Source organism: Streptomyces sp. NPDC006372 (assembly GCF_040612515.1).
Classification (GTDB): domain Bacteria; phylum Actinomycetota; class Actinomycetes; order Streptomycetales; family Streptomycetaceae; genus Streptomyces.
The window spans coordinates 38,170-48,265 of sequence record NZ_JBEXQJ010000017.1; the positions used below are offsets into that span (position 1 = coordinate 38,170).

The window sequence follows — 10,096 nt, forward strand, 5'->3', positions numbered from 1 at the left end:
ACATGCCCGACCTCTGCGTACACCCGACCCGCGACGGCGGGGTGTGCGGGCTGGCGTATGCGACCCACCAGACGGGCCTGCTGGGGCACGAGTTCGCAGGCAGGGAAGACCTGTGGGCGACCGAGCCCTATGGCGAGTCAGAGTCTGAGGTCGAGAGAGCAGGATCAGAAGGCCGTGAGAGCAGCCGTCGCCCGCGCTCCCTGCTCTTGCGGCCCGCCTCCGGTATTCAGATCCGTCCGGTCCGCTGGCTGTGGGACACCACACCAGAGGGGGCCCTGCCAACATCGCACGGCCGGATCCCGATGCACTCCCTCGTACTTGCAGCTGGCGGTCCTGGGCTCGGCAAGTCGCAGTACGCGGTATGGCTCACCGCCCAGATCACCCGCGGCCTGCTCCCTGGCGAGTTGTACGGCAAGCCTCGACCGGTCATCTACGCGGCGGCCGAGGACTCGTGGGCGTACACCATCGCTCCCCGACTCATCGCGGCCGACGCCGATATGGACCTCGTCTTTCATGTGACCGTCCAGGACGACGAGCAGCTGCACGCGCGCCTGAGTCTCCCGGTCGATACCTCCCTGCTCGCCCGGGAGGCCGAGGCGCACAGCGTGGCGCTGCTCGTCATGGACCCGCTGCTGTCGTACATCGACAAGACCATCAACGACTACCGGGCCGCAGAGGTCCGGCAGGCCCTTGAGCCCCTTGTCGCCGCGGCAGACCGGCACCGGTTCACCATCCTCGGACTGGCGCACTTCACCAAGGCCGGCGGCTCGGACCCTCTCGCCCGGGTGGCCGGGTCGGGCGCCTTCGGCCAACTGATCCGCTGCCTGATCGCGTTCGCCCGACACGAAGACGAGCAGGGCGACGAGCGGCTCGTCATGTCGCTGGAGAAGAACAACCTTGGCCGCCTCGGACTGCCCTCCCACGAGTACGCGATCCAGCCGGTGACCGTCAACACCCCCGAAGGGCCCTCCTACGTCTCCCGGTTCGTCCTCGGCCCCGAGGTGTCCACCTCCGTCAGGGAGGTCATGCGCGCCGAGAACGAACCCGATGTCGGCCGCGAGGAGACCAACGAGGCCTCCGTGTGGCTGCGGGACTACCTCACCGACCTCGGCGGCGAGGCGGACGCCAAGGAGATCAAGCAGCACGCCAAGGCGGCAGGGTTCAGCAGCTCGGCCATGGACCGCGCCAAGAGGCGTCTCAAGCTCACCTCAACCAACACCGGCTTCGGGAAGGAGAAGCGCGCCATCTGGTCCCTGCCGACCTCCCTCGACACACGCTGACGTGATTGACGGAACTGACGGAATTGGGCCTGACCTGCGGCTCCACAAGATCAGACGAGTGACGAGATTGACGAGATTGGCTGACGAGATTGACGGCCCAATTTCACCAATCTCGTCACCCCGACCCCCAATCTCGTCACCAATCTCGTCAACACAAAACAGCAGGTCAGATCCAATAACACCAATCTCGTCACCTCCCAGCGTGTGTAGGAGAGGGAGGCGACCGATCGAACCCCCTACCTCACGTTGCTGCCCTCCCTGGCGGCCGCCACAGAACAAGGAGTCACCGAATGCCCAACCTCATCCCCGCCGCGCCCGGCTGGTACCTGCGGAGCGAGGCCGTTGGGGCCACCGACCCGATCATTGCCTGGCTCCCCAGCATCGACGGTGACGCCCCGACCCTCCTGCCGTTCGTCCCCGACGGCCGTGGCTACTCACCCACCCTCGTCGACGCCAAGGCGCTGGCGGAGCACGAGTGGGAGGTCGTCTACCTCCCCAACTACGACCCGGCCAGCGTCGATGAGTAGCCACGTCGAGCAGCAGGTACAGGCCCGGATCGCCGCCGCGCGAGCCAAGGCCGAGGCGGACAGACGGCGCCGGCAGGAGTTTGCCGAGGAACGGCAGCACGGCGTCGCCGCCCGGCATGCCGAGAAGCTCCGGCGCCAGGCCGTCAACGACCTCACCGACGAGGAGCGAGCCGGGCCGGTCGGCTACGTCGCCGCCTGCCTCGCTGTCCTCCGCACCGGCCGCAGTCTCGAAGGCGCCAGCGTCGTCCTCGCCGCGGTGCGTCCCTCACGGGACGACGTCGCCGAAGCGCGCCGCATCACCGAGGGCCTCGCCGTCCTGGCCCCCAAGACTCCGGCCGTCGACCGGCGGCCGGCCAACGCGAGCAGAGAGGAGCCCTGATGACCTTGAACGCGATCTCCACCGGTCTCCACAGCATCAGCGGCGCCCTGTGGATGGTGTGCGCCGTGCGGGCGTGGCGGGTGCGCGACCCGGTCGCCCGGCGTCGGGCGTCGGCGCGGCGGGCTCGGGCGTGACCGCCCTTGGTGGGTTTGGAAACTGGACTGGGTTGGCTCCGCTGTGAGTGTTGGCGGGCCGGTAGGCAACGAGAGGTGATCCGGATGGGTGGTTGGGAGTTCGCGGCGGTGGCCGTGGTGTGTCTGACGGTGGCGTTCTCGATGGTCGTGTGGGCCGTCGTACGGGCTGGTCAGGGTTCGCTGCGTGGCCGGGGCGCCTCGGGGGTGCCGGGGGCGGCTGAGCGGGGGCGTACGGGCCGGGAGGGGCAGTCCTGATGGTGCGGACGCGGAAGGTCGGGGCGGCGTTGGCTCGGGTGCGGTCTGAGCTGATGGACGCGGCGGGGCTCGGGCTGCTGGCGACGGGGGTCTTCTCCTGGTCGACGACGGCGGGCTTCCTGGCGGCCGGTGTGGCGGTGCTGGGGATGAACTGGCGCCTGAACGAGGGTGCCGAGTGAGCGGCGGGCACAACCTCGCGGGCGCCCGGCCGGCGCTGGCCCTGGGGATCCCCGAGTTCGTCATGGATGCGCAGGAGCCAGTGCAGTGCCGTGAGGATCCGGACGCGTGGTTCGCGGAGGGGCTGCGGCAGTCGGACGCCGAAGCGTTGTGCGACGGCTGCAGCTTCCTGGATGTGTGTGAGGCGTTTGCGCTGGAGCGGCCTGAACTCTTCGGGGTGTGGGGCGGTACGACGCGGCGTGAGCGGGATCGGCGGCGCCGTGGGGGCCTGGCATTGGGGGCAGGGGCAGTGGCCTCGTAGGGCGGCCGCGGGGCTTTCGTCTCTGAGGCCCTGGTGGTGGCGAATGACCCGGGCGGACGTGTGTCCACCTGGTTACCGGTAGACGGAATCAAGGAGTAACGGCATGAGGATCAGCGAGCAGCAGGTTGAGGCGGCGGAGCAGCGGGCCGTGCTGGCGGAGGGTGAGCGGGATGCGGCGGCGCGGGAGTTGGAGCTGTCGCCGTACTCGGATCTGGCGGCGGCAAAGCACAGTGAGGCGGCGCGTACGGCAGCGCAGCTCCGAGCCAACGCCCGGGAGTTGCGGCAGGCGTACGAGCAGCAGGTGGCGGAGGAGATGCGGCGTGCGTCGCGGCCGGAGCTGGAGAAGGCGGCGGCCGCCGCGATCGGTGCGGCTCGGTCGGAGATGGCGGGGTTGCACGAGGGGTTCGTGGAGGCGTTGGCGGGGGCTCAGGAGGCCCTGGTGGCGCTGGTGGAGGCGGCGGGTGCGTACAACGCGGCGATCGAGTCGCACACGGACGTTCTGGCGGCGGCTGGTCTCGATGCCCGTGGGGGTGAGACGGGTGGCGAGCGGAATTCGCTGGGTGGGGCGCGGCTGAAGGTGGATGGCCGGGTGTACGAGCCGGTGACTGAGGGGGGTGCGCCGGCGTGGGTGCTGCGTCGGGTGGTCGAGGGGCGTGTGTCGAAGTGGCATCACCTGCTGGGTGCGTTGGCGGGTGCGGCGTTGGACGCGGAGCAGAAGGTGCCGGATGTGCTGGCGCAGGCGCCGGAGCTGGCGCCCGGGCGGGGCGGGACGCGGACGCTGGTGGGCGCGTTCAAGTCGCTGCGGGGTTCGAGGTGACGACTGGAGGCATGTCGGCTGCCGAGGGGTGCTGAGCGGCTGTCTGGTGGGCGTGGCGCCCGGTACTCCCTGATGGGCGTGCCGGGTGCTTTCGTGTTGGGTGAATCCTCCAATGCAGGAATCGGCATCCTGCATGGAAACTTGCATACCTCCTTACGATCTTTGTGGGAGGTGGACAGTTATGGCCACGAACGGACATGAGGAGCTCCCGCCGAAGGTGCGGGCGGCGGTGCTGCTGGCGATGGGCCGCAGCGCTGAGGAGATAGGCCCCGAGATCGGGGTGTCGGGCAGGACGGTGCGCCGGTGGCGTCAACGCCCGGAGATGCGGGCGGACATCAGGCGGGTGCGTGTGCGGCTGCTGGAGGGCGCTGTGGCGTCCGTTCGGGCGGGGGTGGGGGAATGAGCCGCTCGAAGTCCCGTAAGCCGCGTAGGAAGCGCCCTGAGCGTGCCGGGGACGTGTTCCTGCGGTTCGAGGGCGCGGAGGACGTGAGGGTCCGCCTGCCGGGGATCACGACCGCGGAGTACGGACGCGTCCGGGACCTGGCGCAGGCCGGACGAATCCACGACCCGCTCGTCATGCGGTTCGTCCGGGCGTTCGCCGACGTGGTGGGGCGGATCGACGGCCAGGCCGTCGACTTGGAGGACTGGTCGGACGCGGAGACGATCGGGTTCCTGCGCTGGCTGGACTTCGTGCCGGCGGACGAGTGGACCGCCCTCGACGACGTCGAGCTCACCCAACTGGCGGGGGGTGCGTCGTGAGCAACGACGTAACGATCACAGTCTCCGTCCGGGACTTGACCGGGCCGGGTTTCCGCTCGGTGAACCACAACATCAACCAGATGCAGCGCAACGCGAACGGCAGCCTCGGCGCGCTGCGCGGTCTGAGTGTTCAGCTCGGCGGCGTCTCCTCTGCGGCTACGGACGCTGGCAGTTCGCTGGGCGGCGGGATGGGGCTGCGGGGGCAGGCCATCGGGGCCGCGGCGGCTCTGGGTACGTCGCTGCTGCCGACGATCGGGGCGTTGGCGCCGATGCTGACGGGTGTCGCGGCCGTCGGTGGCGGGGCGGCCCTGGCGCTCGGCGACCTGAAGAAGAAGGCGAAGGAGCTCAAGGCCCCGTTCGAGGACTGGAAGAAGGCGGCGGAGAAGGCGGTAGCTCCGCATACGGAGAGGGCCGTCAAGTCTCTGAAGGGGGCGATGGCCGACCTGACGCCGGTCATCGAGACCGGGGCGGACACGTTCGGCCGGATCACGGAGAAGGCGGCGCGCTTTGCCGATTCGCCAGCGTTCAAGGGAGCTTTGGCGAAGAACGCTGAGATGGGATCCCGATGGGTGGAGGAGTTCGCCGGGTCGGTCGGCACGTTCACTCAGGCGTTCCTCGACTTCGGCACCAAGTCCCAGCCAGCGCTGGATGCGTGGGACAGCCTGCTGGGCGGCCTCCTGGACACCGGCCTGGTGGGGATGTTCGAGGGGCTGGAGCAGGGCATCGGCGGCGCGTCGGAGATGCTCGGCGGGTTCGCGTCGTTCTTGAACGACAGTTTGCTGCCGTCGCTGGGGAAGATCTCGGGCGCGTTCGCGGAGACGTTCGGGCCGTTGCTCGGTGAGGCCTTCCGTGGGGCGGGTCTCGCTCTTGAGGGTTTTGCCTCGGTTTTCGAGGGGGCGCTGGAGGGCGTCGAGCCCACGATGCACATCCTCGCCGACGTGTTCAGGTCGTTCAACGAAGTCGGCAGGATCGGTTTCGAGGTGGCCGGGGATCTGGCGAGTGTCCTCGGCGGGGCGCTGGTTGAGTCCCTGCTGGCGGTCAGCGGTGTGGACGTGTCCACCCTGGGTGAGGGTTTCCGGGGCCTGTCGAACTGGGCGCAGGAGAACGAGGGCGCCATTCGGGGCGCGTTCGTCATGGTCGGCCAGACGATCATCGACATGGTCAACACCGGCGTCCAGTGGCTGCCCATCCTGAGCTCCGGGTTCACGATGATGGCGCAGACAGCGATCGAGTCCGCCGACCTGATCATTTCCGGTCTGGCCATGGCCTTCGAGCACGTCCCGGGGATCGGTGACGCGCTTACGGAGTCGAACAGGAAGTTCGACGAATGGGCGGCGGGCGCCTCCGAGACGCTGGGCACGGTCAACGGCAAGATCGGCGAGTTCGCCACTACCGCTGGGGAGAAGCTTGGCCGCGCGAAGCTGTCGCTGAACGTAAAGGAGGCCGAGGACAACCTCGCCAGCATCAAGGAGAAGCTGGAAGACCCGTCACTGACCAAGGAGCGCCGGGCGAAGTTGACGGCCGACAAGAAGGCGGCCGAGGAAGCACTGAGGGAGGCGCGCGGCGAGCTGGCCGACTTCGACAAGCGAAAGTCGGAGGCCACCCTGGCGGCGGACCCGAAGCCGTTCTTTGGTGAGGCCACCAAGGTCAGGGGCACGAAGTTCGGGAAGAAGAACGTGCCGGTCGGGGCGAACCGTTCGTTCTTCGATGCGGCGGTCGCGGCGATCAACGGCTCTGTGGTCGGTACGGCGTACATCAACGTGCAGCGCCGGTTCGCGCCCAGCGCTGCCGACAACCGGGCGGCCAGCCGGTTCAGCGCCAACGGCAACATCTTCCGTGCCTTCGCTGACGGCGGCATGGAGGACCACACCGCACAGATCGCCCCGGCGGGAGCGTGGCGGGTGTGGGCGGAGCCTGAGACGGGCGGCGAGGCATACATCCCGCTCAGCCCCGCGAAGCGGCCACGGTCCCGGGAGATCGCCGAAGAGACGGTCGGCATCCTTGGCGGCGCGGTGAAGTGGTTCGCGAAGGGCGGCGTCACCAAGAGCGAAGCGCAGGCCCGGAAGGACGCCCGCGGCGACCTGACCATCAGCCACTTCGGGGTCATGGCCGGGCATCAGCGCTCCGAGTTCCGGTCGGCGCTCGCGAAGCCGGGCGACGCCCGGTCCCTCATCGACTCTCTGAACCAGTGGGCCACCAAGATCCGGGCCGCCACCCACGGCACCACCGAGAAGAACCTGCTGCGCGCCCTCGACTCCACCGGCCGCAAACTGCTCGGCTACGAGAAGTCGTTGACCAAGGTGACGGCGTCGCTGGACAAGGCGAAGGACAAGCTCGACAGCCTGAAGCAGGCAGCCGCGCAGCTGTCCGACAGCGTGAAGTCCGGGGTACTGAACTCGGCGAACATCACCAAGCGGCAGGGCGACGGACCGGTCACCGTGGCGTCGGTCATGGGCGGGCTCACCGCGTCCCGCGACAAGGCGACGTCGTTCTCGAAGGCGCTCGCGTCCCTGCAGAAGAAGGGCCTCTCCGGCGCGCTGCTCCAGCAGATCGGCGAGGCCGGCGTCGACGGCGGCGGGCTGGAGACGGCGGGCGCCCTGTTGAACGCGTCGTCGTCGGAGATCAAGTCGATGAACTCGCTGCAGTCCCAGATCGCGAGCGCGGCCAGCGCGGCAGGCAAGACCACCTCGGACGCGGTGTACAAGAACGCCATCGCCGCGCAGGACAAGCTCGTGAAGTCGTTGACGTCGCAGCAGTCGAAGCTCGCTGGCGCGATGGACAAGCTGGCCTCTGCGATGGAGAAGGCCATCGAGAAGGGGTTCGGGATGCGGGCGGCGGGCGGCATCGTCGGCGCTGCGACGGGTGGTCTCCGCTCCGGCTGGACGATGGTCGGCGAACACGAGCCCGAGCTCGTGAGGCTCCCGTTCGGCAGCCGCGTGTACTCCGGGCCGGACACCCGCCGAATGCAGCAGCAGGCATGGGCCTCCATGCTCAACACCCCCCGCTCCGGCGGCGCCCGGTACACGCCGGCCCCGGCTGGTGGTGGGGTGCAGAAGGTCGAGCTGGTGATTCGCTCCGGAGGGAGCAAGCTCGATGACGCGATCGTCGAGATCATCCAGAAGGCCGTCAGCACGCGCGGTGGCGACGTTCAGGTGGCACTCGGGCAAGGGCGTTACAGGATCAGCAACGGCAACATCGTTCGCTGAGTCGGCGCGAGCACGCATCGAGGGGTGGGCGTCAGTGCCCACCCCTCAGGCGTGTCTACGGCTCGTCGCCCGTCGCCGCATCGACAGCGGCCTGCTGGGCGTCGTCGTACTCCTGCAGCACGCGCAAGACGTCGCTCTGCTCCTGCCTGCTGAGGGCCCCGCATTCGTCTACCTGCGCCATCATCGGCGTCGCCGGGTCGAGGTTCGGGTACGCCTCGACGAGGCCAGCGAGGCACGCGGCGCTCGCGTTGGCGGCCTCCGTGACCGTGACGGTGGGCGCAGGTGTGGCGTCGTCTGCGCCAGGCTGGCAGGCGGTGAGTGCGGCGGCCAGTAGGCCCACCGCGGCAGCGGTTCGGATGCGCATGGTTCCCCCCTGGGAGTGCGATTGCGCGAGCATCCTGCCGGAAGCGCAGCCCGTCCGTACGGGGTTCTCGAGAGGCGGTGACCCGCCCGCCCTCTCGCCACTAGGGCGGGGGTTCTGAGGACGGGCGGGCGTCTGTGGGGGCGGCCCCGGGCCCGTGGTCAGCCGGGGTGTGGCCCGCCGGTTGCTGCCGGCGTGGCGTGCAGACGGGTCAGCCGCGCCGCTTCGTCGTCGCGGAAGGTCGCGACCTCGCGGCAGCGCTGGCTCATCACGAACTCGCCGAGCGACAGGCACAGGTCCATGCGCTGGATGCACACGCCGACCATGAACGGTCCGTCCGCGGCGCGGTACATCCGGACTCCGTAGTAGCCCTCCTGGCAGTCGTCGGGGTTGTTGAACCGGCAGTCGGTGCAGGTTTCGGGCAGGCGCACGGGCCGGATGCTCTTCGCGTACAGCGTGCGCCCGTCCGGAAGTCGGTAGCGCACCCGCTGGTCGGACGCCCCGGCTGTGATGATGCGGCGGACCGGCACGGCGCCCAGGTGGTCGACGACAGCCTGCATAGCGGCCAGGGAGGCGCCTCCGTCCTCCAGCGACACGAGCATCCGGACCACGACAGAGCGGCCGTGTCGCTCGATGATGCGTAGCACCCGCTCCACGTGCCCGCGGTCGGGGACCACGATGTTGGCGGAGACCTTGATGCCGTGCGCGGTCGCCGTCTCGATCGTCGCATCGAGGGCGGCCAGCTTCCGCTCGGCGAGCTTCGGCGAGGCAAGCCGCGGTGCCTGGACGGCAGCGAGCTCGGCCGGGGTGGTGCCGAACACGGACAGGTTGATGCGGTCGAGGCCGGCGGCCGCGGCGGCGGGCAGGACTGCGGCGCCGTTTTCACCGTTCGAGGTGAGCCCGACTGTGAGTCCGAGTCGTCGGGCGATGGTGATCAGGCCGGGCAGGTCGGGGTGCAGAGTGGGCTCGCCGCCGGTGAAGTGCACTTCGTTCGTCGGGAGGCTGCCACGCACAGCGGCGAGGGCCATGGCGAAGTCGGCGTCGGCTGCGATCCGGGCGGGCAGGAAGTCGGCGCCGTTGGTGCGGAGGTAGATGGAGACGCGTCCTGTGCGGCCTGGTGCGGCGACGGGTGTTCCTTCGTTGTGGCAGAACGAGCAGGCGAGGCCGCACGCGTCGATGATCTTCACTCGTAGGGTGCGGTCGGGTTTCACTTCCACCGGCACGTCGCTCAGGTCGTGCATGGTGCCCCCTTCTCCGGGTGGCCGGGGTTAGGCGCCCCGGCCGGTGTTGCGGGCGCCGGCCTACTCGAAGCGCAGGTCGGCGATGGAGTCCAGGTCGATGCCGTACAGGGCGTAGACCTTCGTGGTGTTGATCGATGTGAGCTGGTCGTGGTCGATGCCGAGCGCGGCGGCGGCCTCCCACACCTGTGGTTCGTCGTCGGCCTCGATCTCCAGGTACGGCGGGATGCGGGGCCACTCGTCGATCTCAAGGCGGACGGCGCCGAGGGTGTACGAGGTGCGCCGGTTCTCCTGGTAGCCGCGCGGCGTCAGTCCGGACAGGCGCAGCAGCGCGGCGGCTTCCTCGAAGCTGTCGACGGTCACCTCGGTCTCGTGGGTCCCGTCGACGGCGTCCGTCGTGATCTGCTTCACGCACAGGGTGACGTCGGATCCCGTGTCGCGTAGCCGCACCCAGCGGCCAGGGATGGCCGGGATGGTGTCGTACACGTACCGCCGCATGAGGCGCGTTCCGGCCGTGCAGGCGCCGCCGGCCTCGGTGATGAGCCGCACGATTTTCGCGGGGTCGATGTCGAGGGCCTTCGCTTCGAACTCAATGCCTGCCACGGGGTCTCCGATCGCTGGTCGCTGCTGGTGTCTCAACGACCGTGCAGCGTAGGGGCCTG

At 69.4% G+C, this 10,096-nt stretch carries 14 protein-coding genes; 11 read left to right on the top strand and 3 right to left on the bottom strand.

The annotated features are described in order from the left end of the window. The first annotated feature begins 2 nt into the window (after window positions 1-2). From ABZ016_RS23895 to ABZ016_RS23945, 11 genes are all read left to right on the top strand, one after another. Window positions 3-1,280: an AAA family ATPase gene (locus ABZ016_RS23895; protein WP_356918797.1), complete on the top strand. Its 1,278-nt coding sequence runs from the start codon at window positions 3-5 to the stop codon at window positions 1,278-1,280. Between the two features lie 290 nt (window positions 1,281-1,570). Continuing rightward, window positions 1,571-1,807 (top strand): hypothetical protein, encoded by a 237-nt coding sequence (locus tag ABZ016_RS23900; RefSeq protein ID WP_356918686.1) that lies wholly within the window; start codon window positions 1,571-1,573, stop codon window positions 1,805-1,807. After that, window positions 1,800-2,186 (top strand): hypothetical protein, encoded by a 387-nt coding sequence (locus tag ABZ016_RS23905; protein WP_356918687.1) that lies wholly within the window; start codon window positions 1,800-1,802, stop codon window positions 2,184-2,186. Before ABZ016_RS23900 ends, ABZ016_RS23905 begins: the two co-directional genes overlap by 8 nt. Next, entirely contained in the window at window positions 2,186-2,320 is a 135-nt protein-coding gene (locus tag ABZ016_RS23910; RefSeq protein WP_356918688.1) for a hypothetical protein, read from the top strand. Before ABZ016_RS23905 ends, ABZ016_RS23910 begins: the two co-directional genes overlap by 1 nt. 84 nt (window positions 2,321-2,404) lie before the next feature. Then, on the top strand, window positions 2,405-2,575 hold the full coding sequence (locus tag ABZ016_RS23915) for a hypothetical protein (protein WP_356918689.1): 171 nt from the start codon (window positions 2,405-2,407) through the stop codon (window positions 2,573-2,575). Then, window positions 2,575-2,754, top strand: coding sequence for a hypothetical protein (locus ABZ016_RS23920; protein WP_356918690.1), 180 nt, complete (start codon window positions 2,575-2,577; stop codon window positions 2,752-2,754). Before ABZ016_RS23915 ends, ABZ016_RS23920 begins: the two co-directional genes overlap by 1 nt. Next, a complete protein-coding gene (locus ABZ016_RS23925) occupies window positions 2,751-3,053 on the top strand; it encodes a WhiB family transcriptional regulator (protein WP_356918691.1) in 303 nt (100 codons plus the stop codon). The genes ABZ016_RS23920 and ABZ016_RS23925 overlap by 4 nt, the downstream gene beginning before the upstream one ends. A 103-nt stretch (window positions 3,054-3,156) precedes the next feature. Continuing rightward, on the top strand, window positions 3,157-3,870 hold the full coding sequence (locus ABZ016_RS23930; protein WP_356918692.1) for a hypothetical protein: 714 nt from the start codon (window positions 3,157-3,159) through the stop codon (window positions 3,868-3,870). Between the two features lie 181 nt (window positions 3,871-4,051). Beyond that, a complete protein-coding gene (locus ABZ016_RS23935) occupies window positions 4,052-4,273 on the top strand; it encodes a helix-turn-helix domain-containing protein (protein ID WP_356918693.1) in 222 nt (73 codons plus the stop codon). Then, window positions 4,270-4,629, top strand: coding sequence for a hypothetical protein (locus ABZ016_RS23940; RefSeq protein ID WP_356918694.1), 360 nt, complete (start codon window positions 4,270-4,272; stop codon window positions 4,627-4,629). Before ABZ016_RS23935 ends, ABZ016_RS23940 begins: the two co-directional genes overlap by 4 nt. Further along, window positions 4,575-7,835, top strand: coding sequence for a hypothetical protein (locus tag ABZ016_RS23945; protein ID WP_356918695.1), 3,261 nt, complete (start codon window positions 4,575-4,577; stop codon window positions 7,833-7,835). The genes ABZ016_RS23940 and ABZ016_RS23945 overlap by 55 nt, the downstream gene beginning before the upstream one ends. Before the next feature lie 55 nt (window positions 7,836-7,890). On the opposite strand, the gene ABZ016_RS23950 is transcribed toward ABZ016_RS23945, so the two are convergent. The 3 genes from ABZ016_RS23950 to ABZ016_RS23960 form a co-directional block, all read right to left on the bottom strand. Continuing rightward, window positions 7,891-8,199, bottom strand: coding sequence for a hypothetical protein (locus tag ABZ016_RS23950; RefSeq protein ID WP_356918696.1), 309 nt, complete (start codon window positions 8,197-8,199; stop codon window positions 7,891-7,893). 158 nt (window positions 8,200-8,357) lie between these two features. Beyond that, a complete protein-coding gene (locus ABZ016_RS23955) occupies window positions 8,358-9,437 on the bottom strand; it encodes a radical SAM protein (RefSeq protein WP_356918697.1) in 1,080 nt (359 codons plus the stop codon). Window positions 9,438-9,497: 60 nt separating this feature from the next. Continuing rightward, window positions 9,498-10,037: a CYTH domain-containing protein gene (locus ABZ016_RS23960; protein WP_356918698.1), complete on the bottom strand. Its 540-nt coding sequence runs from the start codon at window positions 10,035-10,037 to the stop codon at window positions 9,498-9,500. Between the last annotated feature and the right edge of the window lie 59 nt (window positions 10,038-10,096).

Excerpts from the sequence above, each read along its gene's own strand:
- ABZ016_RS23920 (WP_356918690.1), top strand. The coding sequence starts at position 2,575 with ATGGTGCGGACGCGGAAGGTCGGGGCGGCGTTGGCTCGGGTGCGGTCT.
- ABZ016_RS23955 (WP_356918697.1), bottom strand. The coding sequence starts at position 9,437 with ATGCACGACCTGAGCGACGTGCCGGTGGAAGTGAAACCCGACCGCACC.
- ABZ016_RS23895 (WP_356918797.1), top strand. The coding sequence starts at position 3 with ATGCCCGACCTCTGCGTACACCCGACCCGCGACGGCGGGGTGTGCGGG.
- ABZ016_RS23910 (WP_356918688.1), top strand. The coding sequence starts at position 2,186 with ATGACCTTGAACGCGATCTCCACCGGTCTCCACAGCATCAGCGGCGCC.
- ABZ016_RS23940 (WP_356918694.1), top strand. The coding sequence starts at position 4,270 with ATGAGCCGCTCGAAGTCCCGTAAGCCGCGTAGGAAGCGCCCTGAGCGT.
- ABZ016_RS23915 (WP_356918689.1), top strand. The coding sequence starts at position 2,405 with ATGGGTGGTTGGGAGTTCGCGGCGGTGGCCGTGGTGTGTCTGACGGTG.
- ABZ016_RS23930 (WP_356918692.1), top strand. The coding sequence starts at position 3,157 with ATGAGGATCAGCGAGCAGCAGGTTGAGGCGGCGGAGCAGCGGGCCGTG.
- ABZ016_RS23935 (WP_356918693.1), top strand. The coding sequence starts at position 4,052 with ATGGCCACGAACGGACATGAGGAGCTCCCGCCGAAGGTGCGGGCGGCG.
- ABZ016_RS23900 (WP_356918686.1), top strand. The coding sequence starts at position 1,571 with ATGCCCAACCTCATCCCCGCCGCGCCCGGCTGGTACCTGCGGAGCGAG.
- ABZ016_RS23905 (WP_356918687.1), top strand. The coding sequence starts at position 1,800 with ATGAGTAGCCACGTCGAGCAGCAGGTACAGGCCCGGATCGCCGCCGCG.
- ABZ016_RS23950 (WP_356918696.1), bottom strand. The coding sequence starts at position 8,199 with ATGCGCATCCGAACCGCTGCCGCGGTGGGCCTACTGGCCGCCGCACTC.